General features: G+C 71.2%; 24 protein-coding genes and 1 pseudogene. 14 read left to right on the forward strand and 11 right to left on the reverse strand.

What is annotated here, in order from left to right:
- Nucleotides 1–123 precede the first annotated feature (123 nt).
- Nucleotides 124–1,125, forward strand: a complete 1,002-nt coding sequence (gene lipA, locus VFV67_RS02345; RefSeq protein WP_326466828.1) for a lipoyl synthase — start codon at nt 124–126, stop codon at nt 1,123–1,125.
- A 63-nt stretch (nt 1,126–1,188) separates the two neighbouring features.
- A complete protein-coding gene (locus VFV67_RS02350) occupies nt 1,189–2,208 on the forward strand; it encodes a GNAT family protein (protein ID WP_326466830.1) in 1,020 nt (339 codons plus the stop codon).
- Here the strand turns inward: VFV67_RS02350 and VFV67_RS02355 are convergent.
- On the reverse strand, nt 2,190–3,710 hold the full coding sequence (locus VFV67_RS02355) for an MFS transporter (RefSeq protein ID WP_326466831.1): 1,521 nt from the start codon (nt 3,708–3,710) through the stop codon (nt 2,190–2,192). The two genes, VFV67_RS02350 and VFV67_RS02355, sit on opposite strands and share 19 nt — an antisense overlap.
- Nucleotides 3,711–3,731: 21 nt before the next feature.
- Complete coding sequence (locus tag VFV67_RS02360; protein WP_326466832.1) at nt 3,732–4,754, reverse strand: pectate lyase; 1,023 nt, start codon at nt 4,752–4,754, stop codon at nt 3,732–3,734.
- A 125-nt stretch (nt 4,755–4,879) separates the two neighbouring features.
- Here VFV67_RS02360 and VFV67_RS02365 point away from each other — a divergent pair, with 125 nt between their 5' ends.
- Entirely contained in the window at nt 4,880–5,737 is an 858-nt protein-coding gene (locus VFV67_RS02365) for a M48 family metallopeptidase (protein WP_326466833.1), read from the forward strand.
- 58 nt (nt 5,738–5,795) lie between these two features.
- Nucleotides 5,796–8,834 carry an AfsR/SARP family transcriptional regulator gene (locus tag VFV67_RS02370; protein WP_326466834.1) on the forward strand — a complete coding sequence of 1,013 codons (3,039 nt, stop codon included), beginning with the start codon at nt 5,796–5,798 and terminating at the stop codon, nt 8,832–8,834.
- Here VFV67_RS02370 and VFV67_RS02375 read toward each other — a convergent pair.
- On the reverse strand, nt 8,824–9,354 hold the full coding sequence (locus VFV67_RS02375; protein WP_326466835.1) for a hypothetical protein: 531 nt from the start codon (nt 9,352–9,354) through the stop codon (nt 8,824–8,826). The two genes, VFV67_RS02370 and VFV67_RS02375, sit on opposite strands and share 11 nt — an antisense overlap.
- Before the next feature lie 203 nt (nt 9,355–9,557).
- On the opposite strand from VFV67_RS02375, the gene VFV67_RS02380 reads away from it, so the two are divergent.
- Nucleotides 9,558–10,523 carry a hypothetical protein gene (locus tag VFV67_RS02380; protein ID WP_326466836.1) on the forward strand — a complete coding sequence of 322 codons (966 nt, stop codon included), beginning with the start codon at nt 9,558–9,560 and terminating at the stop codon, nt 10,521–10,523.
- Between the two features lie 93 nt (nt 10,524–10,616).
- Here the strand turns inward: VFV67_RS02380 and VFV67_RS02385 are convergent, their stop codons facing one another.
- Genes VFV67_RS02385 through VFV67_RS02395 form a run of 3 tightly spaced genes read right to left on the reverse strand, consistent with a single transcriptional unit; the run spans nt 10,617 to nt 12,646 of the window.
- Nucleotides 10,617–11,384, reverse strand: coding sequence for a class I SAM-dependent methyltransferase (locus tag VFV67_RS02385; protein WP_326466837.1), 768 nt, complete (start codon nt 11,382–11,384; stop codon nt 10,617–10,619).
- A gap of 8 nt (nt 11,385–11,392) precedes the next feature.
- Nucleotides 11,393–12,001, reverse strand: a complete 609-nt coding sequence (locus VFV67_RS02390; protein WP_326466838.1) for a hypothetical protein — start codon at nt 11,999–12,001, stop codon at nt 11,393–11,395.
- A 24-nt stretch (nt 12,002–12,025) separates the two neighbouring features.
- Nucleotides 12,026–12,646 carry a dihydrofolate reductase family protein gene (locus VFV67_RS02395; protein ID WP_326466839.1) on the reverse strand — a complete coding sequence of 207 codons (621 nt, stop codon included), beginning with the start codon at nt 12,644–12,646 and terminating at the stop codon, nt 12,026–12,028.
- A 103-nt stretch (nt 12,647–12,749) separates the two neighbouring features.
- On the opposite strand from VFV67_RS02395, the gene VFV67_RS02400 reads away from it, so the two are divergent.
- Both VFV67_RS02400 and VFV67_RS02405 read left to right on the forward strand, forming a co-directional pair.
- A complete protein-coding gene (locus tag VFV67_RS02400) occupies nt 12,750–13,625 on the forward strand; it encodes a LysR family transcriptional regulator (protein WP_326466841.1) in 876 nt (291 codons plus the stop codon).
- Nucleotides 13,626–13,709: 84 nt separating this feature from the next.
- Nucleotides 13,710–13,925 carry a hypothetical protein gene (locus VFV67_RS02405; protein WP_326466842.1) on the forward strand — a complete coding sequence of 72 codons (216 nt, stop codon included), beginning with the start codon at nt 13,710–13,712 and terminating at the stop codon, nt 13,923–13,925.
- 554 nt (nt 13,926–14,479) lie between these two features.
- Here VFV67_RS02405 and VFV67_RS02410 read toward each other — a convergent pair.
- Genes VFV67_RS02410 through VFV67_RS02420 form a run of 3 tightly spaced genes read right to left on the reverse strand, consistent with a single transcriptional unit; the run spans nt 14,480 to nt 17,277 of the window.
- Nucleotides 14,480–15,847, reverse strand: coding sequence for an FAD-dependent oxidoreductase (locus VFV67_RS02410; protein ID WP_326466844.1), 1,368 nt, complete (start codon nt 15,845–15,847; stop codon nt 14,480–14,482).
- Between the two features lie 30 nt (nt 15,848–15,877).
- Nucleotides 15,878–17,050, reverse strand: coding sequence for a M28 family metallopeptidase (locus VFV67_RS02415; protein ID WP_326466845.1), 1,173 nt, complete (start codon nt 17,048–17,050; stop codon nt 15,878–15,880).
- Entirely contained in the window at nt 17,047–17,277 is a 231-nt protein-coding gene (locus VFV67_RS02420) for a hypothetical protein (protein WP_326466847.1), read from the reverse strand. The genes VFV67_RS02415 and VFV67_RS02420 overlap by 4 nt, the downstream gene beginning before the upstream one ends.
- A gap of 88 nt (nt 17,278–17,365) precedes the next feature.
- Between VFV67_RS02420 and VFV67_RS02425 the strand changes: the two genes are divergently transcribed.
- The 5 genes and pseudogenes from VFV67_RS02425 to VFV67_RS02445 all read left to right on the forward strand — a co-directional run.
- Entirely contained in the window at nt 17,366–17,731 is a 366-nt protein-coding gene (locus VFV67_RS02425) for a metalloregulator ArsR/SmtB family transcription factor (RefSeq protein ID WP_326466849.1), read from the forward strand.
- 222 nt (nt 17,732–17,953) lie between these two features.
- On the forward strand, nt 17,954–18,658 hold the full coding sequence (locus VFV67_RS02430; RefSeq protein WP_326466850.1) for a helix-turn-helix domain-containing protein: 705 nt from the start codon (nt 17,954–17,956) through the stop codon (nt 18,656–18,658).
- Nucleotides 18,655–19,317 carry an arsenate reductase ArsC gene (locus VFV67_RS02435; RefSeq protein WP_326466851.1) on the forward strand — a complete coding sequence of 221 codons (663 nt, stop codon included), beginning with the start codon at nt 18,655–18,657 and terminating at the stop codon, nt 19,315–19,317. Before VFV67_RS02430 ends, VFV67_RS02435 begins: the two co-directional genes overlap by 4 nt.
- A 57-nt stretch (nt 19,318–19,374) precedes the next feature.
- On the forward strand, nt 19,375–20,100 hold the full coding sequence (locus tag VFV67_RS02440; protein ID WP_326466853.1) for an MIP/aquaporin family protein: 726 nt from the start codon (nt 19,375–19,377) through the stop codon (nt 20,098–20,100).
- A 39-nt stretch (nt 20,101–20,139) separates the two neighbouring features.
- A pseudogene (locus VFV67_RS02445) lies at nt 20,140–20,493 on the forward strand (hypothetical protein); the annotation flags it as partial.
- A gap of 79 nt (nt 20,494–20,572) precedes the next feature.
- Here VFV67_RS02445 and VFV67_RS02450 read toward each other — a convergent pair.
- Together VFV67_RS02450 and VFV67_RS02455 are read right to left on the reverse strand one after the other, a co-directional pair.
- A complete protein-coding gene (locus tag VFV67_RS02450; RefSeq protein ID WP_326466855.1) occupies nt 20,573–21,142 on the reverse strand; it encodes a permease prefix domain 1-containing protein in 570 nt (189 codons plus the stop codon).
- Nucleotides 21,124–21,468, reverse strand: coding sequence for a PadR family transcriptional regulator (locus tag VFV67_RS02455; protein WP_326466857.1), 345 nt, complete (start codon nt 21,466–21,468; stop codon nt 21,124–21,126). Before VFV67_RS02455 ends, VFV67_RS02450 begins: the two co-directional genes overlap by 19 nt.
- 58 nt (nt 21,469–21,526) lie before the next feature.
- On the opposite strand from VFV67_RS02455, the gene VFV67_RS02460 reads away from it, so the two are divergent.
- Both VFV67_RS02460 and VFV67_RS02465 read left to right on the forward strand, forming a co-directional pair.
- Nucleotides 21,527–22,513: an ATP-binding cassette domain-containing protein gene (locus tag VFV67_RS02460; protein WP_326466859.1), complete on the forward strand. Its 987-nt coding sequence runs from the start codon at nt 21,527–21,529 to the stop codon at nt 22,511–22,513.
- On the forward strand, nt 22,510–23,310 hold the full coding sequence (locus VFV67_RS02465; protein WP_326466861.1) for an ABC transporter permease: 801 nt from the start codon (nt 22,510–22,512) through the stop codon (nt 23,308–23,310). Before VFV67_RS02460 ends, VFV67_RS02465 begins: the two co-directional genes overlap by 4 nt.
- Nucleotides 23,311–23,314: the final 4 nt, after the last annotated feature.

The following is a 23,314-nucleotide window of genomic DNA, read 5'->3' on the forward strand; positions in this document are numbered from 1 at the left end:
ACAACCTGGAGACCGTGCCGCGGATCTTCAAGACCATCCGCCCGGCGTTCCGGTATCAGCGCTCCCTGGACGTGCTGGACCCGAGCCCGGAGACGGTCGAGGTCACCGGCGTACTGTGAGGTGGTGACGATCGCGCCGGACGGACGAAAGCTGCTGCGCCTGGAGGTACGCAACAGCCAGACCCCGATCGAGAAGAAGCCCCCGTGGATCAAGACCCGGGCCCGGATGGGCCCCGAATACCGCGAGCTCAAGGGTCTGGTCAAGCGGGAAGGCCTGCACACGGTGTGCGAGGAGGCCGGCTGCCCCAACATCTTCGAATGCTGGGAGGACCGCGAGGCCACCTTCCTCATCGGCGGCGACCAGTGCACCCGGCGCTGTGACTTCTGCCAGATCGACACCGGCAAGCCGGCCGAGCTGGACCGGGCGGAACCCGCCCGGGTGGCCGAGTCGGTGCGGACCATGGGCTTGCGCTACTCGACCGTCACCGGCGTGGCCCGCGACGACCTGCCGGACGGCGGGGCGTGGCTCTACGCCGAGACCGTCCGGCGCATCCACGCGCGCAACCCCGGCACCGGGGTCGAGCTGCTGATCCCGGACTTCAACGCCGACCCGGACCAGCTCGCCGAGGTGTTCGGCGCCCGCCCCGAGGTGCTCGCGCACAACCTGGAGACCGTGCCGCGGATCTTCAAGACCATCCGCCCGGCGTTCCGGTATCAGCGCTCCCTGGACGTGCTGACCATGGCCCGGGCCGCCGGCCTGGTCACCAAGTCCAACCTGATCCTCGGCATGGGCGAGACCCCGGACGAGGTCACCGCGGCCCTGCGGGACCTGCACGGGGCCGGCTGCGACATCGTGACGATCACCCAGTACCTGCGGCCGAGCGTGCGCCACCATCCGGTCGACCGCTGGGTGCGGCCGGAGGAGTTCGTGGCGCACAAGGAAACCGCCGAACGCATCGGGTTCGCCGGCGTGATGGCCGGACCGCTGGTGCGCTCCTCGTACCGGGCCGGCCGGCTCTACGCGCAGGCCCTGGCCCACCGCGGCGAGCCGCTGCCCGAGCCGTTGCGCCACCTGGCGCAGGCCGGACCGGCAAGTCAGGAGATCGGTTCCCTGCTGTCCAGGTAACGCACCGGAACCCGGGGGAAACTCGCCGTAGCTCGCGATAGAACTGGACACTATGGTGCTGCCATGCACCTCGCGAGCGACGTCGTCGCTCCACTGACCGACCGGACCGTTCTCACCACGAGTTCCGGGCTGGCACTTGTCGACCCGCTGGACGGCGAGCTGGAGATCGTCAGCCGCGGCTGCGCCATGCAGTACGGCGAGGATCCGTCCGACCGGCCGTCCCCGTCGATCCTGGCGGAGTGGTGGGCGTCGTTGCTGGACGCCGAAACCGGTGAGCTGCTCGGCGCGATGGTGTGGCGGGCCCTGCCGTACGGCATGAGCATCGAGTGCACGGCGTGGAACATCGGCATCCGGCTGCTACCGGTCGCCAGGGGCCGGTGTGTCAGCTCGGTGGCCGGCCTGATGCTGGCCCGGTACCTGCTGGACACCACCGAGGTGGACCGGATCGAGGCCAACACCGAGGTGGCGAACCTGCCGGGCTGGCGCGGGCTGGAGAAGGCCGGGTTCCGGCGCGAGGGCATCACGCGCGGCGTCACCATGCGCGACGGCCAGCGCCGGGACATGTTCCTGTACAGCCTGATGCGCGCGGACCTGGCCGGGCTGACCGGCGTCCGGGCGGTGCTGCGCGAGGACGGACCGGTCGCGCTGGCCGAGGCGCGGCCGGACGACCTCGGCCGGGTCGCCGACCCGTTCGCCGTCGATCCGGATCCCCAGCTGTCCCCGGCCAGCCCGCCGGTGCCGCACCGCGCCGCCGTCCTGGACGCCCGGACCCACGCCCTGCTCAGCGTCGCGAGCTGGCACCCGGTGGACCGCGGCGGCACCCTCGCCTGCACCGCGTGGATGATCGACATCACCCCGGTGCCCAGCCCGGCGGAGGCCGGCGCCGCGGCCGTCCGGGTGCTCACCGAGCACCTGTTCGCCAGCACCCCGCTCGGCCGGCTCGAGGCCATGGTGGAACCGGACAACGAGCCAGCAAGGCACGCCCTTGCCGCGGGCGGCTTCCAGGCCGAGGGCGTGCTCCGGGCCGCCCGGCACCGCGCCGGCCGGGCCCGGGACCTGATCCTCTACGGCCGGCTTCGGTAGCCACCACACGATCCCGGCCCGGAGCGCGTGGCTGCCGGGCCGGGATTCCGGGTCCGGTCAGCCGGTCCGGTGACCTGAGGGTTTTCGGCGACCAGTTCCGGGAGCGGGATGGCCGCGGTTCGGCGGCGGCGCAGCGCGACCAGGAAGCAGGCCAGCACCGCGGCGACCGCGGAACACCCGGCGGCGATGCCGAACGCGAGTTGGTAGGCCGCCGGTGCGGGCAGCACCTGGCCGTCGGCGGTCATGGTGAACGTCACCAGGATCGCGCCCATCGCCGCGCTGCACGTCGACGTGCCGATCGTGCGCATCACGGTGTTCAGGCCGTTGGCCGCGGACGTCTCGGTCGGCGGGGCCTCCTCCATGATCACGGTCGGCATGGCGGCGTAGGTCAGCGCGGTGCCGGCCGCGGCCACCGTGATGATCATCACCACCAGGAGCAGCGAGCCGGGCAGCATGGCCTGCACCAGGTTCGTCGCGGCCAGCAGCACGCAGCCGACCAGCAGGGTGAGCTGTGCGCCGTGGGCGTTGGACAGCCGGGCGGACAGCGGCGCGAAGATCAGCATGCTGATCCCGGTCGGCGCCTGGGCGATCCCGGCGACGGCCAGCGACGTGCCGAAGCCGTAGCCGGTCGCCACCGGGGCCTGCATCACCTGCCCGATCAGCACGAAGCTGGTGAACATCCCGACGCCGACCAGGATCGCGGCCAGGTTGGTGAGCAGCACCATGGGCCGGGCCGACGTGCGCAGGTTCACCAGCGGCGCGTCCACCCGAAGCTGGTATGCGCCCCAGCCCAGGAAGATCACCACCGAGGCGGCGAACAGACCGAGGGTGCGCGGGCTGGTCCAGCCCCACTCACTGCCCTGCGACACCGGCAGCAGCAGGCAGATCAGCGCGGCGGACAGGCCGACCGCGCCGGGCACGTCGAACCGCCCGCCGGCCCGCACCGGCGACTCCGGCACGAACCGCCAGGCGAGCAGCAGGCTGGCCGCCGACATCGCGCTGGCCAGCCAGAACAGCGCGTGCCAGCCGGTGTACTGCGGCAGCACCCCGGCCACCGGCAGGCCGATCGCGCCGCCGATGCCCAGCGTCGAGCTCATCAGCGCCACCGCGGATCCGGCCCGGTCCGCGGGCAGCGCGTCCTTGAGCAGGCTGATCCCCAACGGGATCACGCCGAACGCGGCGCCCTGCAGCGCCCGCGCCACCAGCAGCGGGCCGTAGGACCAGCTCACCGCGCCGAGCACCGAGCCGGCGAGCATGATTCCCAGCACCAGCAACAGGATCCGCCGCTTGCCGAACAGGTCGCCCAGCCGCCCGAACACCGGCGCCCCCACCACGCCGGCCAACATCGTCGCGGTCACCAGCCAGGACACCTGTGCCCGGGACACGCCGAGCAGTTCGGGGAACACCGGGAGCAACGGAACGACCAGCGTGTGCATCAGCGCCACCGTGATGCCGCCGACGCACAGCGCCACAACGAGAACCCGCGGCGTTGCTGCACTCACCCGGCAAGATTACGGTTCCGATCAGATCTTCCCGACCCCCGCGCCGGCCGGGACCAGCGTCGGAACCCCGGCGACCGGGTCCACCGTGTATGGGTAGAAGGTGCGGGGTTCGACGACCGCGCCGCGTAGCTCGATCTCGTGGTTGCAGTCCACCAGGACGTTGTTCCTGGCCACCATCCGCCCGAGATCACCGCTGAAGTCCACCCGGCCGGGGTTGTTCACCGAGACGAAATAGTTGCCCTCGGCGACCACACCGGCGTTCATCGCCGACGCGATGCCGTAGCTCAGCGGGCCGCGGTAGTAGTTGTTGAACACGTGCACCGGCTCGGCGAACCGGACCCGGGGGTTGCGCTGGTCCGAGCCGTCGAAGAAGTTGTGGTGGTAGGTGACCCGGAGCCGGCCGATGTCCTGGGCGCCGTTGTCGTCGTCGTGGCCGAGCAGCAACGTCTTGTCGTGGTCGTGGAAACGGTTCCAGGACACCGTGACGAAGTCCGAGCCGCGCTTGATGTCCACCGCGCCATCGTCCCCATTGGACAGATCGTTGTGGTCGATCCAGATGTGGTGCGAGAACATCTGCACGTTGATCAGGTCGTCGGAGCCGCCGGTGATCGACAGGTTGCGGATGATGATGTTGTGCACCGCCGTCGCCGGCGGGCTGGTCACGTCGTCGTCCACCGGCAGGCCGATGTTCAGCCCGCCACCGGTCAGCCGGGCGGTGCCGCCAAGACCGATGATCGTCTTGTCCGAGCTGACGTTGTGCATCCCGTCGGTCGATCCGGTCGGCAGGGTGATCGAGCCGGAAACCTGGATCACATACGGTCCGGGACGGGCGATGTAGTCCAGGAACTGGGCGGTGCTGGTCACCGTGACCACCGGGCCGCCGGCACCGCCGGTGGTGCCGTTCTGGCCGAGCGCGTTCACCGCGGCGAACCCCACCGGGGCGGTGTCGGTCGCGCTGGCGACGGCCGCGTCCACCGGGACCGCGACGGCCAGCGCCAGTACGACCGACACGACATGGCTCACCCGAGGCAACGAACGTCCCATGACACCACTCTGACCCGAACTGCAGGCACAATCACGTTCGGTGCGTGCACGATTCAGCCCATGGCGCTACTTCTCACCCGTTCGGGATGAGGTGGTGGTGATGACGATGTCGCATGTTGCCCAGCGTGGCGCAAACTACGCAACGCCGGACTGAAGCTCCCGACCGGCTGAGGCATCCCGCCGAGGTGCCGTTCTTCGTCTTCATGGTGATCCTGAACGTGCTGATCATCGCGGCGATCATCCGGGCCGCCCAGGTGCTGCCGTTCCTCCCGGAACGATTGCAGACGTCCCAGTGGGCGGCCGTGATCCGCAGCGCGCTGATCGGCCTGCTGCTGCTGGTGCCCGGCCTGATCGTGGTCCGCGAAATGCAGCGCGCCTCGGTGCGGGGCACCGCCGTCCAGCTCTCGCCGCAGCAGTACCCGTGGTTGTACGAGGTGGCCGACAACTTCGCCAGCCGGCTCAAGTTACGTCGCCGGCCGCAGATCTTCCTGGCCAACGGCAACGGAACGCTGAACGCGTTCGCCGCGCAGGCGACCGGCTACGACTACGTCGTGTTGTCCAACGAGCTGTTCGCCAACCTCTACGACAACAACCGCGCGGGGCTGCGGTTCATCCTCGGGCACGAGATGGGCCACATCCGCCTGCACCATGTGTCGCTCTGGTACCAGATCGCGGTCGCCTACTCCCAGATGATCCCGCTGCTGGGTCCGGCGCTGTCCCGGCTGCGCGAGTACTCCTGCGACCGGCACGGCGCCTACCTCTCGCCGCGCGGCGCGACCGGGCTGGTCCTGCTCGCCTCCGGCCGCTACACCGAAACCGAGGTGGACGTGAGCGAACTGGTCCGGCAGGGCCGGATGCTGCGCGGCTTCTGGGTCGGGCTGGCCCAACTGCCGCGGTCGCACCCGTTCACGGTTCGCCGGCTGGAGCGCCTGTTCGGCATCGGCCTGTTCAAGCAGAACGCGCACGGAGCACCCGGGACCTGACCGATCCGCCCCGCCGGCATTGCCCTACGATGCCGGCTGACGTGGGACGGATTGGGGGTTGTTCTTGCGGTTCCGCGTGCTCGGCACGCTGCTGGTCGTCGGCGCGGACGGGGAGCCAGCCCCGATGCGCAGCGCGCGACAGCGGTCGCTGCTGGCCATGTTGCTGTTCCACGCCAACGAATACGTGCCCACCGAGCGACTGGTGGACGCGGTCTGGCCGGATGATCCACCGAAGTCCTACGCGGCCAACCTGCACACCTATGTGTCCCGGCTGCGCGAACGGATCGGGGCACCGTCGATCGACGCCAACGGCAACGGATACCGGTTGGCCGTCGCCGACGACGAGCTCGACCTGTTGGTCTTTCGCGGCGAGTCCACCTTGGGCCGGCGCGCCGGCCGGGCCGGCGACTGGCCGGCCGCGGTCCGGCATCTGCGCCGGGCGCTGGCCCAGTGGCACGACCGGGAGATCATCGACCCGCGGATTCCCGCGCTGGAACCGGAGATCGCCCGGCTGGAGGCCGAGCGCCGCACCGTGTTCGAGGACTGCATGGCGGCCGAGCTGACCGCCGGCCGGCACGTCGAGCTGGTCGGCGAGCTGCGCGCGGCGGTCGTCGAGCATCCGCTCAGCGAGCGGCTGGCCGGTCAGCTGATGGTCGCGCTGCGGGTCGCCGGCCGGCCGGCCGAGGCGCTCGAGGTCTACCGGGTGACCCGGACCAACCTGGTTGCGGAGACGGGCATCGAGCCCGGATCCGAGCTGCGCGAGCTGCACGCGAAGCTGCTCGGCGGTGAGCCGGTGGACCGGCCGCCGCCGCCCGCCGACCGTCCGGTCTCCCAGCTGCCGGCCGACATCGCGGACTTCTGTGGCCGGCAGGAGGAGATCGGTGCGTTGATCGCGACGGTGCGCACCGTGCCGCTGACCGTGCTGTCCGGCAAGCCCGGCGTCGGCAAGAGCACGCTCGCCGTGCGGGTGGCGCACCGGCTGCGCCGGGACTTCCCGGACGGACAGCTCTTCGCCCACCTGGCCGGCGCAGGCGATCCGCGCGACCCGGCCGAGGTGCTGGCCGAATGGCTGGCCGCGCTTGGCGTTCCGGCCGCCGAGATCCCGGTGGACCTGCACGCGCGGGCGGCCACCTTCCGCAGCCGGCTGGCCGACCGCCGGATGCTGGTGCTGCTGGACGACGCCGCCGACCCGGCCCAGGTGCGCCCGCTGCTGCCGGGCACGCCGAGCTGCGCGGCACTGGTCACCAGCCGCAGGCGACTGTCCGGGCTGGCCGGCGCCCGCAACGTCGGCGTGCAGCCGCTGACCGATGCCGAGGCCGGTCAGCTGCTGCGGCGCATCGCCGGCGAGCGGACCAGCGCGGAGCCGGTCGACGCCGCGCGGATCGCCGCCGCGTGCGGCAACCTTCCGCTCGCGCTGCGGATCGCCGGCACCCGGCTGGCGCTGCGGCCGCACCTGCGGCTCGGCGCGCTTGCCGACCGGCTGGAGGACGAGCGGCAGCGGCTGGACGAGCTGACCGTCAGCGACCTCGCGGTGCGCTCCAGCCTGGCGCTGAGCTACCGGGCACTGACCCCGGCGGCGCAGACCACGTTGCAGCTCATCGGAATCGTGGACGTGCCCAACCTGCCGGAGCTGGCGATCGCCGTGCTGCGCGGCGGGTACGACGCCGACGGCGCGATCGAGGAGCTGATCGAGTCGAGCCTGCTCGAACCGGCCGGGGTGGACCGCGTCGGCGAGCCGCGCTACCAGCTGCACGACGTGGTGCTGGCCTTCGCACGGGAGCTGGCGCTGGCCGAGGAGGGCCGGGCGGAACGGGAGCAGGCCAGCACCCGGCTGATCGACGCGGTGTACGCGCTGACCGATCTCGCGGCCAACCGGCTCCCCCGGGCGATGCCGGTACCGGACGTGTCCGGGGTGGCGCCGGCGCCCGGGCTGGCCTCGGTGATCGTCCGCCGGGTGCTCGCCGACCCCGAGGAGTGGTTCGCCACCGAGCGGCGCAGCCTGATCGCCGGCCTGCTCGTGCTGTGCCGGATCGGCCGGTACCGCAAGGCGATGCGGGTCTTCGAACGGTTCGGCCGGTTCCTGTGGCTGCACGGCCACTACACCGACCTCGAGACCTGCGCGGCCCGGCTGGCCGACGCCGCCAGGGCCGCGTCCGATCCGGCCGTCGCGGCCCGGGCCGACACCGTGCTCGCGCTGCTGGACCAGGTGCACGGCCGGTACCGGCGGGCGATCCCGGCCTACCGCGGCGCCACCGACCGGTTGACCGGTGAGCCGGACCGGCCGGCCCGGGGCTGGGCGATGGTCAACCTGGCCAACTGCCTGCTCGGCCTCGGTGATCCCGAACAGGCCCTGGCACTGGCCACCGAGGCCGAGGGAATGTTCCAGTTGGACGGTCAGGCGGTGCTCGCCGCGATGCGGACCCGGTCGGCGGCGCTGCACCGGCTCGGCCGGTCGGCGGAGTCGGTGCGGATCGACACCGAAGCGCTGGCCATGGCCCGGCGCGGCGGTGAGCCGTTCGTCGTCGCGCTCAGCCTGCACAGCCTGTCCTGGACCCGGGCGATCACCGGCGATCTCGCCGAGGCGACCGGGCTGGCCGAGCAATCGGTGGCCCTGCTGCGTACCACCCCGGCCCGGTCGCTGCTGGCCCGCGCGCTGCGCGCGCTCGGCGCCATCCATGCCGGGTCGGACCGGCGGTCCGCGGCGATCGAGGCGTTCGCCGAAGCCCTGATGATCGCCCGGGAGCTGGGCGAGCAACCCCGCGTGCTGTCCTGCACCAGGGCACTCGCGGCCGGTCTGATCGGCGCCGGCCGGCCCGACCTCGCCGCCGACGAGCTGACCGGATGCCTGCGGGCGTACCGGGAGCTGGGCGGCCCCCCGGCGCTGGCGATCACGCTGCGGCTGCTCGCCGCCGCGCACGTCGCGGCCGGGGATCCGGTGTCGGCCGCCGAAGTGCGGGCCGAAGCGGACGAGCTGACCGATCCGCGGGACGCCAGCGCCGCGACGCTGGTGCGGATGCTGCTTCGGCTGACCGAACCCGGCCGTGCCCGGCGGCCCGGTCCGCCGCCCGGCACGGTCCTCGGCATGACTAGCGCATAGCCCTTGCGTAGCGGTTGTTCGGCGGCAACCAGGTCAGGATCAGCACGACGATCACGGCGACGATCGTCACCAGGCAGCACAGCGCCATGATCGGCACCGACCCGTCGAGGATGACGATGCCGGAGAAGATCAGGGCCAGCGGACCGGTGATCGTGACCAGCACCCGCGCCCAGGTCGCGGCCCGGTGCATCAGCACGCCGAACAGCACCAGCGCGGCACCGGCGATCAGGACCAGGTAGGCCCGGGTCGCCAGGGTGCTCTCGAGGTCGGTGAGCGAGACCCCGGACAGCTCCTCGAGGAGCGAGAGGTCCTCGACCGTGATGGCGCCCTCGGGCAGGCCGCTTTCGTTGATCAGGATGTCGACGATCAGATCCCGGCCGCCGGCAAGGATGATCACCCCGTTGGCGATCGCGGCGACCCCCGCCACCACCGCGAACGCGATCGCCGTGATCAGGGTTCCCGGGCGGGAACGACGAATGGCCGGCGCCGCCGGGGCCGTCATCTGGGGATAGCTGGACACGTACGCACTTCTCCTTGGTGTTCGAACGATGGGAGTTGGGTGGAGATCACCCAGGAAGAGCACCCTACGGACGGCGGCTACACGGCCCGCACACAAAACCGTCACAGCCGGCGGGCCGCCGGCCGGACCAGACCGACCGTCCGATCGGCGGATAACACCGGAAAAACCGGACAGCGGCGCGTGTTGTCACCTAGTGTCCGGTCGTGCGCAGAGTGTGGTGGATCTTGCCGGACCGGAACTCGACCCGGCAACGCCAATGGACCGAGGACAAGTACTGGAGCGCCTACCGGGTCGCCGCGCAGAGCTGCGGGCTCGACTTCGCGATGCACGACCCGAGCTCGGTGGTGGTGGACGGGACCGGCGGATCGCGGCCGGAGGTGTTCGTCGACGGGGTGCGGGTGAGCCCGGCGGACACCATGTTCGTCACCGAGCTGTACACGTTCCCGCACCAGATCCCGGACACCTTCAAGCAGATGTCCCTGTTCACCGTGTTGCAGCAGGCCGGCTTCTACCTGCCGATCCCGCCGGAGCTGTCGCTGATCGCCAACGACAAGATGGCCACCGCGCTGTACCTGGCCGACTGTCCGGTACCGCCGATCCCCACGTTCCGGTTCGGCACCGGCCGGGACGAGCCGGTCACCGGCGCCGCGACCCTCGCCGCACTGCCTTACCCGGTCGTGGTCAAACCGGCCGGGTGGGGCGGCGGCCTCGGCATCCTCGTCGCGGAGGACGAGCGGCAGGTCCGCACGATCGCCTCGCTCGCCTCCGGCTCCGACTGCGACCTGGTCTGCCAGGCCTATCTCGGCGACGGCACCGCCGACTACCGCCTCTACTTCATCGACGGTCGGGTGCACAGCATCCTGCGCCGCATCCCGTCACCCGGCGAGGTGGTCGCCAACGTCGCCCGCGGCGGCCGCGCCGACTACGTCGACCTCCCCGCTCCGCTGACCGCGACCGTCGACTACCTGGCCGACAAGTTCCCCATCCCCTACTTCTGCGCCGACTTCCTCTACGACGGCACCGCCTTCCACCTCTCCGAGATCGAGTTGGACGGTGCCTACGCCGCCGACCACGCCGGCCGCACCACCGGGCTGCTCGAGGCCCGCTTCGCCAGCTACGCCGCCCACCACGCGCGGTTCGTCGGTCATCTCACCGAGCACGTCGCCTGATGCGCTACCCCGCAACGCCGTCGTAGCACCGGCTCCGGTCGAGCAGACCCGTTCGGCTCGGCAGCCGGCCGAGCGTGCCGGCAGACCGTGACCTCAGCGCAGAACCAGCAGGTCGACCCACGAAGTTCGGGATTGCGGGCCGGGGGTCTGCTCGGCCTCCCGCGCGGCCCGGCGGAGTCGTTCCTTGCCGCGCAGGAACTCCTCGTCGGTGAGGGTGCGCATCGGTGAGTCGGCGCGCCGGAAGGTGTCCGCCTGGGCCAGGAACTCGGCGAGGCTGGTCCGGTAGGTCTCGGGAACCGGCTCGAGACCGTCCTGGCGGAATCCGGCGGCCGCGAACGCCTGGCAGGTCTGCTCGACCGTGGGCCAGGTATCGACCACCCGGATGGTCTCGGGAAACCACCGGTGCACCCACCAGCTACTCGCCCAGTCGCCCCGGCCCGGAAATCCCTGGCGGAACAGCACGGGAGCGCCGGGTCGCAGAACGCGACGGATCTCGTGCGCGGCCGCTTCGAGGTCCGGGATGTGGTGCAGCACGGTGGACAACCACGCCCCGTCCACCGAGCCGTCCGGCAGCGGGATGGCGCCGGCCTCGCCCGCGAGCACCGCAATCCCCGGCCGGGCCGGAATCTGAGCCCGCATCGCCGCCGACGGCTCGACCGCGTAGACGCTCAGCCCGAACCAGTCGTTGAAGGTGGCGGCGAACGCGCCGGTACCCGCGCCGATGTCCACCACACTCATCCCGGGCATCGGGTCGAGATACCGTCGGATCGCCTCCCGCCAGTGTCCGAGCCCGTCCCGGGGAACCTCACGGACCGCCTTGAACGCCGCCGCGGCCTCGTCGTCGTAGCTGATCCTGGCCATGCGAAACCCTAACCCCGGGCCACCATCGCCTGGTGCGGCGGCGAATCGTCGGCCACGGGGTCGTTCCAGCCGGAGACGAACGTTGCGACCGCGCCGGTCGCCGGGTCGTACAGCCGCCGTTCGATGGTGCCGATGTTGGCTCCGTACACGTGGATCCCGACGGTGGGTACGGTGCCGACGGCTGCGACGGCGTGGATGTCGTCGTCGGTCGTACAGCACACCGTGACTTGTCCCCGCTCCCAGACCTGCTCGCCGGCCGGGATGAGGGGTTGGCCCGACTCGGCGGCCGAGGGTTTGGCATAGCGGATCTCGCGTTCGGCTCCCGAGTAGATGCCGACGACACCCCATGTCTCGTGGCCGTGCACGGGTGTGCGTTGACCTACGTTCCAGACGACGGCGGCCAAAGACCAACTGTTGTCCGGAGCGATGTAGAGCGGGTAGTTGACATGGTGGTCGGCCGACGGCCGGGTGACCTCGGCCGGGAGCCGGTAGTCGCCGGCCAGTAGCGCGGACAACCGCTCCGCGACCCGCTTGGTGATCTCGTACTCGTCGTCGGTGGTGCCGACCACGAGTTCCACCTCGTCGATGAAGGTCCGCAGTGCGCCGTCAGGTTTCATGGTCGTCTCCCGATGCTTTCCGGGTCAGGACAGGACTCGATAGATCAGGTGCGTGACCGAGGTCGCGGCTCGCGACTCCACCTGCTCGAGGTTCAGCGGCGGGACACCGTCGAACAACCGTGGGCCGGCACCGAGCATGAGCGGCGCGATGTGCAGCCGGATCTCGTCGATCAAGCCGGCGGCGAGGTACCGGTTCACGGTGGTCGCCCCGCCCTGGATGGAGATGTCGCCGTCCCCGGCCGCTGCACGCGCGCGGTTGAACGCGGCTTCGATTCCGTCGGTGACGAAGTGGAACGTGGTGCCGCCGGCCATCGGCTGCGGCTCGCGCGGGTGGTGGGTGAGCACGAAGACCGGGGCGTGGTAGGGCGGATTGTCCCCCCACCAGCCGTTCCACTGCCGATCCCACTCGCCACGCACTGGGCCGAACATGTTGCGTCCCATGATGAATGCCTTGGCCGTCACCATTCGGGCGAACTCGGCCGGGTGCTCCTCGGGACCTTCCGCGAACCAGGCGTGCAGCTTGTCGCCCCAGCCGTCGCCGCCGTCGTCGCCGAACGGCCGCTGCTCGGTCTGGTTGAGTCCGGCCGCGTACCCGTCGACCGAGATCGTGAGGTCGCAGGTCACCTTGCCGCCACGTGTGATCATTTCCGCTGTCCTCCCAGTAACGTCCTGTCAAGATCAGCATGGAGCAGCCATGGCATGACGTCTAATGCCAATCCTGTTCTGCTCTCATTGATATCTTTGATAAATGCTCAACCTGGTCCATCTCAAGGTTCTGGCCGCGGTGGCCCGGCACGGGTCGGTGACCGACGCGGCGAGGATGCTGCACTATTCGCAGCCGTCGGTGAGCCATCATCTGGCCCGCCTTGAAGCGGCCACCGGCGTCAAACTCGTTCAGCGGATCGGTCGCGGGATCCGATTGACGCCGGAAGGGCAACTGCTGGCCAACCGGGCAGCCGAGATCGTGGGCCGGGTCGACGCGGCGACCAACGAGCTCGCGGCACAGGTCGGCCTGCAGGCAGGGCGGGTCCGGCTGGCCGCCAACGCATCCGCGCTGAGCACCATCGTGCCCACGGCGGCCGCCAGGTTGGCGCAGTCCTACCCGGGGATCGAGCTGAGCCTGATCGACCGTCACCCGGTCGAAGCGCTGCAGATGCTGCGACACGGCGAGATCGACGTCGCACTCGTCTTCCGACACGCCGACGCTCCGGTCGACGACGAGGGATTCCGCCTGCTCCACATCGGCGACGACGCGATCTACCTCATCAGCCAACGACCCGACGACCGCCTCGCCAACCATCGCCACTCCGCCTGGATCGGCGGTTGCGACCGGTGCCAGGCGGAGCTGACCGCCGTGTGCCGGCGCGAAGGCTTCACCCCCCACATCGCCTCGCTCAGCGACGACATGGTCGTCGTGCAGTCCCTGGTCGCCGCCGGCATCGGCATCGCCATCCTGCCCGGCCTCGCGCTCCAAGCCCACCGCCGACCCGACATCCACGCCACCGAACTCCCCAGTTTCCGCCGCCAGATCTACGCCGCCACCTACGGCGACCCACCCGACCCGCCCGCCGTCACCGCCGTTCTGGCCGCACTCACCGAATCAACCCCGCCGAGCGGTCTGTGATCCGGCCGGAAGCCGACCACACCTGGCGGTACCGGCCGGGCGGGCGCGCGGGTTACGGTTCGTGGTGACGCATGGAGGTGGCGCATGAGAAAGCTGACTACGGCCGTGCTCGCCGGTGCCGCGGCCATCGCGGTCTCGACCCTGGTCGGAGGCTCTGCGCAGGCCGGTCCGGCCACCACCAGCCGACTGGCTCCGGCTGACGTGGTCGTCTGGCACGGCAACCCGCTCCAGGACGAGATGGGCGGCTGCCGGTCGCACCGCAAAGGTGGCGAGGAAATGCCTCAGTCCACCCTGCCGTAGCGCCGGGTCGGCCGGAGGACGTGGGCGCAGCAGGAGTCGAACCTGCGACCGCTCGGGTGTAAGGCGGATCCGCCTGCCCCGATGGTAGCCCAGAGCCACCCCGGTTGACGGCAATTGGTGCCACGAAGGATGCCACGCTGTCGACCGGCGCTCAGTGTGAGCACCACGGGGCCAACGGGCTGGACGGTTGGGTCGTCACCTGCTCACTCCCTGTGTAGTGCCGCCGACAGATTACCGTCCTCCGGACAAGCCGATCGAGACGTCGCCGAGCAGGTAGGACCAGCCATGACGACGGTTGTAGACGGCTCTGCACCAGATTCATCGATTCCGAGCCAATGCCCTGCTAGCCAGCATCCGCACTGCTTGACGAGACCCGCCACACCCTCGTTACCCCACGATCGCGCCCTGCCTAGCGGCCGGCAACGCTGGACATCTCCGTGACCCACCGTGCCTTCTCGGACGCTCCTGTTCAGGGTCGACGACGCCCCATAAACGCCGCATCGCCGCGGCGGCGCGGGCGGCGACCACCGGGTCCGTGCCGTTATGGTGTGGCGTTATCCGCAGCGCCCAGCTGTGCTGGTGGATGCCAGCAGGGGTGCGGCGAGTAGTCCGCCGGTGATTCCGGTGGCCAGGCCGTTGCCAGCGTCCGGTGTGGGTGGGGTGAGGTTGGCGGAGCACACGCCGGTTTCGGGTAGCTCGAGTTGCACGTCGCGGGCGGCGGCCCAGTCCCCGGCCAGCGCGGCGGTGACGGAGCGGGCTTGTTCGTAGCCGGTGGCGAGCAGGAAGGTGGGTGCGCGGCCGTAGCTTTTGACGCCGATGGCGTAGTAGCCGGGTTCGGGATGGGCCAACTCGTCCACCCCGTGGGGTGGCACGGTGCCGCAGGAGTGGATGTTGGGGTCGATCAGTGGGGACAGGGCGCGGGTGGCGCCGAGGATGGGGTCGAGGTCGAGGCGTAGTTCGGCGGCGAGGGTGTGGTCGGGGCGGAAGCCGGTGGCGTTGACCACGATGTCGGCACTGAGTTTCTGTTCGGCGCCGGTGGGGTCGGAGCTGATCAGGTCGACGCCGTCGGGTCGGGGGTGCACGGTGTGGGTGAAGAACCCGGTGACCATCCGGATGTGGCCGGCGTGGACCAGGTCGCGGATCCGGGTGCCGATGGCGCCGCGGGCGGGTAGCGCGTCGGCGTCTCCTCCGCCGTAGGCGCGGGCCGGGTCGGTGGCGCGGATCGCCCAGGTGATCTGCGTGCCGGGTGCGTGGTGGGCGAGGTCGGCCAGGGCGAGCAGGGTGGTGGTGGCCGAGTGCCCGGCGCCGACGACGACGGTGTGCCGGTTTGCGAAGCGGTCCCGGTCGGCGCCGAGCACGTCGGGCAGCGCCGAGGTGATCAGGGCGGCCGGGTCGGTCTCGCCGTGCGCGGGCAGTCCGTTGGCGCCCAACGTGTTGGGGGTCATCCAGGTGCCGGAGGCGTCGATCACCGCGCGGGCGGCCAGTTCGGTGACGGCGCCATCCTCCTCACGGATGCGGAGTAGGAACGGGGCGGTCTCACGGCCGTGGGAGCGGACGCGGTCGTAACCCCGCCGGCTGATCGCCTCCACCCGGGCCCCGAGGCGCAGTGCGGGGGCGATGGCAGGGTGGGCGGCCAGTGGGCGCAGGTAATCGGTGATCAGTTCGGCGCCGGTGGGCAGATGGCTTGGGTCGGGTTCGGCCCAACCGGTGGTGTGCAGCAGGGCCCGGGCGGCGCGGTCGATGTTGTAGCGCCACGGGCTGAACAGCCGCACATGCCCCCAGTCCGCGATCGCGGCGCCGACCTGCTCGCCCGCTTCCAGCACGACGAACGGGATGCCGCGCTCGACCAGGTGCGCCGCGGCGGCCAGGCCGACCGGGCCGGCGCCGATCACCGCGACAGGCGGCTCCAACGTGGTGCTCATGATGACTCGATCCTCTTTTCTGCCAACGTGTTATCGGTGGGTCAGGTGGTCGACGGTGGCCACGACCAGACGGGTCGCGTCGGCCAGAGTGGCGGGGTCGATCCGGTCGACGGTTTCGGCCGGGGTCTGGTAGCCGGGCACGCCCATGCCGATCCCGACGGCGGGGAGTCCGGTGGCGGCGTAGCGGCGGTTGTCCGAAGGCATCGCCCCAGCCCGCAGTGCCACCCCGACCTGCCGGCCGGCCGCATCCAGCGCAGCCAGCAGCGGCTGCGCCGGCCCGCCGGCCTCCACCGCGGCCGGCCCGTCGAGCTTGCCAGCGCCGTCAATGTTGATCACATGGGTGCCGGGCGGCACCTGGGGTGCGTGGTAGGCGGAGCCCTGGGCGCCGGCCTCTTCGGCGTCCAGCAACGCCACCGCCAACCCGAGGCCGGCTGGCACCGTCGCAGCCAGCGTCCGGGCGGCTTCCAAAACAACCGCGACCCCCGAGGCGTTGTCGGCGGCGGCGGGGAGCCGCTGGTCCGGGTCGTCGCCGACCCCGTCGTAGTGCGCGGTCAGCAGCACCGACACCGCGCCGGGCGCCGGTTCGGCGAACACGCCGTGCACGTTGCGGCCGGTCACCGCCACCGTGCGCAGCGGCAGCGTGGCGGTCAGCACCCCGCGCTCGGCCAGCAGCCGGGCGTGCAGATCGGTGCGCACGGACACGATCGGAATCGGCTGGACGGCCGGGCCGGTGATCATCTTCGGCATCCACCCGCCGGCGTCGACACCACGCGGGATCACCAACCCCGCTGCCCCCGCGGCCACCGCCTGGGCCACCAGGCCGGGCTCCACGGCGGAGGCCAGCACCCAGCGGCCGGACACCGGCTCGACGCCGAGGTCACCGGTGCGCGGTACGGGCAGATCGGCCGAGGCCAGGTGCACGGCGGAGTCACGCCGGTGCCGCCACGACTGGTCCTGCCAGCGCAGCACCGGCAGGGCGGAGAGCTCCCGCACCCCGGTCACCGGGAACTCCTGCAGGCGGACCACGGCGCCGAGCCGCCGCAGCCGGGCGGCCAGCCAGGACCCCGCCGCCCGGCCGCCAGCGGTGCCGACCCGGCGCCCGGCATAGGGATCCGCGGCCAGTTCCGCGACGGCGGCGACCAGTCGGCCGGTGTCCACCTCGCCCAACGGCGTTCCAGCCAGCCGCGGCACCGCGCTGCTCATCCGCAGCATCCGGCGCCCGCGTCGATGGCTTCCGCCTTGGCAGCCGGGTCGCAGCACACCCCGGCCGTGGCCGCGGACTCGGCACTGCCGCAGCAAGTACTCACCGCGACATCACCGCGTGCGGTGCTCGGCGCCGGGGTGCTGCCGCAGCAGCCGCTCGCCGCCGGAGGGGTGAACGTCTCCGCCGGGTCGCCGACGAACCCACCCGTTCTGGCTTCAGTACTCATGACGACTCCTCACAATTGTTTCGATAGATGTCTAAATAACCGACGCGGCCAGCTTGCATGCTGATTAGACATCTGTCAAGATAGACGCATGTCGAAACAGGCGGTGGGGGTGCCGGTCCGGCCGGTCGTGGGGTGCTGTGCGCCGCTGGTGGCCGCGCCGCTGGCCGCCGAGCAGGCGGTGGACCTGGCCCGGGCGTTCAAGGCGCTGGCCGATCCGGTGCGGCTGCGGCTGCTGTCGCTGATCACCTCGGCTGAGGGTGAGACCTGCGTGTGCGACCTCACCGCCGGCTTCGACCTGACCGGCCCGACCATTTCCCACCACCTCAAGGTGCTGCGAGAGGCCGGCCTGGTCGACTCCGAACGTCGGGGCACCTGGGTCTACTACTGGCCGCGCACCGAGAACCTGCGGCCACTGGCCGCCCTGCTCGACGCCCCGGCACGGGTGCGCGGCTGACACCTGGTTTCGGTCACCGCGGCGGTCGGCCTCGCCGACTGGTTCCTGACCCACCCGATGATCGACCTCCACCCACCGGTCCGCCTCGGTGCGCGTAGGCGGGCACGGAGGACCGGTCAACGCCGGGTCGTCGCCATCACCTGAGCACGACCACCGGGTGCCCGGCCGGCACTTTGTCCAACGGGTTTGACAGCGTGATATCCCTCAATCATCATTGCCTCAATGAATGCTGAGTGGTCTTCGTCGGTGGTGGAGCGCGCCCGGCTGCATGCGGCGCTGGGCGAGCCTGCGCGGCTGGCGATCGTGGACCGGTTGCTGCTTGGTGACGTCTCGCCTGGCGAACTCGGCGCTGAGCTGGGCCTGTCGAGCAACCTGCTCGCCCATCACCTCAAGCTGCTTGAGCACGCCGGGCTCATCGACCGGTCCCGCTCCGAAGGTGATCACCGCCGGATCTACCTACGGCTGCGGGCCGAGGCCCTGACGCGGCTGGTGCCCACCGGTCAGCGACAGGCGCCACGGGTGGTGTTCGTGTGCACCCACAACTCCGCGCGCTCCCAACTGGCCGCCGCATTGTGGAAACGGCGCAGCCGAGTACCCGCCGCGTGCGCCGGCACCCAACCCGCCTCACGGGTGCACCCCCGCACGGTCACGACCGCGAAAGCGCACGGTCTCTCATTGGCTCGGGCCCGCACCTACCACATCGAGGAAGTGCTGCGACCCGACGATCTCCTCGTCGCGGTCTGCGACACCGCCCACGAATCCCTCACCGCCAATGAACACCTCGCAACCGCCGACCGGCTGCATTGGTCGGTGCCCGACCCCGCCCCCCTGGATACCGACGCCGCGTTCACCGGCGCCTTACGCGAGCTGACCGACCGGGTCGACCGATTGGCCCCCGCAGTCCACCACCCCGGAGACCCCCGATGACCGACACCGCCCACCCGCACCCCGCTGGTCTAAGCATCGACCAGCAGCTGGCGCTGCGCACCGCGGCCACCCGGCTGCAGCAGCAGTTCGACGGCGTGTTCGGCGCCGAGACCATCGAGCGGTTCCTGCACTCCAGCTACGACGGGCTCGCCGCGCACAGCACCATCCCGCGGTTCCTGCCGCTGTTGGCCGAACGCTTCGCCCGGCAACGCCTGCACGCACTGGCCAAAGTGGAAGGACACCACCAGGACGGCAAACCCACCGTGCTGTTCCTGTGCGTGCACAACGCCGGCCGCAGCCAGATGGCCCTGGGCTTCTTCGAATATCTCGCCGAAGACCGCGCCGTGGCCTGGTCGGGCGGTTCCGAACCCGGCTACGAGATCAACCCCGCCGCCATCGCCGCGATGGCCGAACGCGGCATCGACATCTCCCGCGAGTACCCCAAACCCTGGACCGACGAGATCGTCCAAGCGGCCGACGTCGTGATCACCATGGGCTGCGGCGACGCCTGCCCGATCTTCCCCGGCAAACGCTACCTGGACTGGCCCCTGGACGACCCCGCCGGCAAAGGCGTCGAAGACGTAAGGCCCGTGCGCGACGAGATCGAACGCCGCGTCCGCGCCCTGCTCGACGATCTCGGCGTCGCCGCCCGCACCTGATCCCCCCGCTCGGTCAGCACCCTCGGACAGACCACGCTGTCCACAAAGGAGAACCCGTTGGGACAGCAGCAGATGGTCCGCAAGCTGGCCGCCGAGTTCCTCGGTAGCGCTCTGCTGGCAGCAGTGGTGATCGGCTCGGGCATCGCCGCCCAACGGCTCTCGCCCGCCGACACCGGGCTGCAACTGCTGGAAAACGCCGCGGCCACCGCCACCGGTCTCTACGCGATCATCCTCATGTTCGGCCCCATCAGCGGCGGCCACTTCAACCCCATCGTCTCCCTGGTCGACGCCACCTTCGGCGGCCTGCCCTGGCGTCAAGTCGCCGCCTACATTCCCGCCCAAATCACCGGGTGCGTCACCGGCGCGGTGCTGGCCAACATCATGTTCGCCGCCAACCCGGTCAGCATCAGCACCACCCACCGCGCCAGCCTCCCCCACGCCATCTCCGAAGTGCTCGCCACGATCGGGCTGCTGCTGGTCATTTTCGCCCTCGCCCGCACCGGCCGAGCCGACCGCGCCCCGGCCGCCGTCGGTGCCTACATCGGCGCCGCCTACTTCTTCACCAGCTCCACTAGCTTCGCCAACCCCGCCATCACCCTCGGCCGTATCTTCAGCGACACCTTCGCCGGCATCGCCCCCACCTCCACCCCCACCTTCGTCGCCGCCCAACTCCTCGGCGGCGCACTGGCCGTGCCGTTGCTGCGCCTGCTCTACCCCAACCTCACCCCCACCCACGCCAGCGACATCGTGCTGCCCCCCACTCGCACCGACGCCACGCGGTAACCCTCGGACCTCCTTGACAAGATCAGTAAAGCCTGAGCGGTGATGCCCCTGCTGTTGCATGCGCAGCGGCGCGCCGGCCGCAGTTGGGCTCTGCCTCGGCGGTGGCCGACTCCAAGCAGACAATGTTGTGCACCCACCTGTCCGCGGTGTTGCTGGTCGGGCTGGGCCTGAGCAGTCTGTTTGGCTGGTTCTTCGGCCGACCCGGTGGCCGCCCTGGTCATCGCGGCGATCGCGGTGACGGAAAGCCGCGAGGCCTGGCGTGGCGAGTCCTGCAGCGCGGTGCCGGTCCAGGCCGCCGCGGCCGTCGAGCCGGACGCCGATGGGTGCGGGTGCGGGCCGGGCTGTGACTGCTGCGCGGCACCGACCAGCCACAACCGGAAGGGCGGGTCGTGATGGCCTGGGCGGCGTTCGCGCCCTACCTCCTCGGGGATCGCAGCCGTGGGCGGGCTGCGGATCGGCCGCCGCCATCCGCTCACAGCACGCGCGGCAGGGATCGGGCGGTGAAGATGATCCGGGCGAGGCTGGCCGGAATGGCGAGGACCATGGGCCACACCAGGGTGGGTGCGGCCAGCAGCACGGCGGCCAGTATCGCCGCGTCGAGCACGATGAGTCCGATCCCGCCGGCGGCGGCGAGCCTGGTCCGGCCGTAGTGGTGCTGACTGGTCGCCGCGATGGCCAGGATCGCGACGATGCCGAGCAACGCGAGTCCGAACGCGAGTTCGGCGGCGATCGGGATCGGCCAGACCCAGGCTTGGCTCATGATCAGTGACGGGCCCCAGCAGGCGGCGAAGACCGGTCCGGTGGCCAGCAGGGCGAGGGCGGTGCGGCGGCCGGGTGCGTGGTGGGTGAACGCGGTCAGGATCTGGTCGGTGTCACCGAACTCGGCGACCGCGGCCGCGGCTGCCGAGTTCGGGTCCAGGCCGCGGGCCAGGTGGTGTTGGTAGGTCTCGGTCAGGCCGTCGGCCAGTTCGTCGACCGCGCCGGCGGGCAGGCGGCCGGCCAGCGTGGCGAGGTGGGCCTCGATCAGGGCGTGGCCGGCCATGGCCTGTGCTCCAGCAGGGCGGTGACGGCGGTGGCGAACTCCTGCCAGCTGCCGCGGTCGGCGGCCAGTTGGCGGGAACCCTTGGCGGTCAACCGGTAGCTGCGGCGCCGTCGTCCGTCCACGGTGGACCAGGAGCCGGTGATCAGCCGGGCGCGTTCCAGCCGGTGCAGGGCGGGGTAGACGGTGCCGGTGGGCAGGTCGAACCGGCCGCCGCTGCCCTCCCGCAGCGCTTCCTTGATGGCGTAGCCGTGCCGGGGCCCGTCCTCCAGGGTGGCCAGCAGCAGGACGTCCAGGTGCCCCTTGAGGGCTTGCGCCTCGGCCTTCATAGGTAGGTATGCTACCTCTCGTGGATAGGTAGTAATCCTAGCTATGGGAGACTCCGGGATGGGTGAGCGGGCGGCGATCGTGGCCGAGGGGCTGGTGAAACGGTTCGGCGCGGTCGAGGCGCTGGCCGGGGTGGATCTGCAGGTGCCGGCCGGGTCGGTGCTGGGGTTGCTGGGACCGAACGGGGCGGGCAAGACCACCGTGGTGCGGATCCTGGCCACGCTGCTGGCACCGGATGCCGGGCGGGCCTGGGTGGCCGGGCTGGACGTGGTGCGGCAGGCGGCGGCGGTGCGCCGCGTTGTGGGGCTGTCCGGCCAGTACGCCGCGGTGGACGGTTATCTGACCGGGCGGGAGAACCTGCGGATGATCGGCCGGCTGGCCGGCCTGCGCCGGTCCGCGGCCCGGCGCCGGGCCGAGGAGTTGCTGGAGGCCTTCGAGCTGACCGGCGCGGCCGACCGCACCGCCCGCACCTATTCGGGTGGGATGCGCCGCCGGCTGGACGTGGCGGCCAGCCTGGTCGCCACCCCGCGGGTGCTGTTTCTGGACGAGCCGACCACCGGGCTGGACCCGCGCGGCCGGCGCGGCCTGTGGCAGCTGCTGGGGGAGTTGACCGCGCGGGGCACCACGCTGCTGTTGACCACGCAGTACCTGGAGGAGGCCGACCGGCTGGCCGACCAGATCGTGGTGCTCGACGCCGGCCGGGTGATCGCCGCCGGCACCGCCACCGAGCTCAAGACCCGGGTGGGCGGCGACCGCCTGGAACTGGCGGCGATCCCGGGAGCGGATCCGGAGCTGCTGGCCGCCGCGTTGGCCGGCCTGGGCTCCAGCCCACCCTCGGTCGACGCCGAGGCCGGTCGGGTGGTGGTGCCGGTCGCCGACGGGCCGGCGATCCTGCCGCAGGTGGCCGCCCGCCTGGCCGCCCACGACCTGCGGGTGGCCGACCTGGCGCTGCGCCGCCCGACCCTGGACGACGTCTTCCTCACCCTGACCGGCCAACCCACCACACCGTCCACACCAGACACCGAGCTGGTCGGCAGGACCGCATGACCACCGCCGCAGTCCACCGCACTACCGGACCTGGGTGGCTGGTGGCCAACATCGCCACGATCACCGGCCGCAACCTGCACCGGCTGGTGCGGGTGCCCACCCTGATCGCCTTCGCCACCGTGCAGCCGATCCTGTTCGTGCTGCTGTTCACCTACACCTGGGGCGGCGCGGTGCACCCACCCGGCGTCGAGCACTACATCGACTACGTGCTGCCCGGGATCTTCGTGCTGTCCATCGCCTTCGGTGCATCCCAGACCGGCGTAGCCATCGCCGACGACCTCGCCACCGGGATGATCGACCGGTTCCGGGCGTTGCCGATGGCCCGCTCCGCGGTGCTGGCCGGCCGCACCGTGTCCGACGCCATCCGCAACCTGTTCGTCCTCGCCCTCATGATCGGGGTCGCATCGCTGATCGGGTTCCGCTTCCACGCCGGCCCCGGTGCCGCGCTCGGCGCGGTCGGCCTGGCCCTGGCGATCGGGGTGGCCTTCTCCTGGATCTTCGCCCTGCTCGGACTGATCGTGCGCGATCCCGAATCGGCCGGCATCGGCGGGTTGCTGGCGGTCATCCCACTGATCTTCGTCAGCTCCACCTTCGTACCCGTGGCCACCATGCCCGGCTGGCTACAGGCCTTCGCCACCCGCAACCCGATCACCATCACCGTCGACGCGCTGCGCGCGCTGTGCCTGGGCGGCCCAACCGCCACCCACGTCTGGCACGCCCTGGCCTGGATCACCGGCCTGCTCGCCGTCACCATCCCGATCGCCGTGCTGCGCTACCGCCGCGCCACCGCCACCTAACACC

This window comes from Actinophytocola sp., assembly GCF_035762905.1.
Taxonomy (GTDB): domain Bacteria; phylum Actinomycetota; class Actinomycetes; order Mycobacteriales; family Pseudonocardiaceae; genus DASYTH01.

Coding starts and splice junctions, on each gene's coding strand:
- VFV67_RS02425 (WP_326466849.1), top strand. CDS start 17,366: ATGTCGAAACAGGCGGTGGGGGTGCCGGTCCGGCCGGTCGTGGGGTGC.
- VFV67_RS02430 (WP_326466850.1), top strand. CDS start 17,954: ATGAATGCTGAGTGGTCTTCGTCGGTGGTGGAGCGCGCCCGGCTGCAT.
- VFV67_RS02420 (WP_326466847.1), bottom strand. CDS start 17,277: ATGAGTACTGAAGCCAGAACGGGTGGGTTCGTCGGCGACCCGGCGGAG.
- VFV67_RS02360 (WP_326466832.1), bottom strand. CDS start 4,754: ATGGGACGTTCGTTGCCTCGGGTGAGCCATGTCGTGTCGGTCGTACTG.
- VFV67_RS02390 (WP_326466838.1), bottom strand. CDS start 12,001: ATGAAACCTGACGGCGCACTGCGGACCTTCATCGACGAGGTGGAACTC.
- VFV67_RS02405 (WP_326466842.1), top strand. CDS start 13,710: ATGAGAAAGCTGACTACGGCCGTGCTCGCCGGTGCCGCGGCCATCGCG.
- VFV67_RS02450 (WP_326466855.1), bottom strand. CDS start 21,142: ATGGCCGGCCACGCCCTGATCGAGGCCCACCTCGCCACGCTGGCCGGC.
- VFV67_RS02400 (WP_326466841.1), top strand. CDS start 12,750: ATGCTCAACCTGGTCCATCTCAAGGTTCTGGCCGCGGTGGCCCGGCAC.
- VFV67_RS02395 (WP_326466839.1), bottom strand. CDS start 12,646: ATGATCACACGTGGCGGCAAGGTGACCTGCGACCTCACGATCTCGGTC.
- VFV67_RS02465 (WP_326466861.1), top strand. CDS start 22,510: ATGACCACCGCCGCAGTCCACCGCACTACCGGACCTGGGTGGCTGGTG.
- VFV67_RS02410 (WP_326466844.1), bottom strand. CDS start 15,847: ATGAGCACCACGTTGGAGCCGCCTGTCGCGGTGATCGGCGCCGGCCCG.
- VFV67_RS02415 (WP_326466845.1), bottom strand. CDS start 17,050: ATGAGCAGCGCGGTGCCGCGGCTGGCTGGAACGCCGTTGGGCGAGGTG.
- VFV67_RS02460 (WP_326466859.1), top strand. CDS start 21,527: ATGGGTGAGCGGGCGGCGATCGTGGCCGAGGGGCTGGTGAAACGGTTC.
- VFV67_RS02435 (WP_326466851.1), top strand. CDS start 18,655: ATGACCGACACCGCCCACCCGCACCCCGCTGGTCTAAGCATCGACCAG.
- VFV67_RS02385 (WP_326466837.1), bottom strand. CDS start 11,384: ATGGCCAGGATCAGCTACGACGACGAGGCCGCGGCGGCGTTCAAGGCG.
- VFV67_RS02350 (WP_326466830.1), top strand. CDS start 1,189: ATGCACCTCGCGAGCGACGTCGTCGCTCCACTGACCGACCGGACCGTT.
- VFV67_RS02455 (WP_326466857.1), bottom strand. CDS start 21,468: ATGAAGGCCGAGGCGCAAGCCCTCAAGGGGCACCTGGACGTCCTGCTG.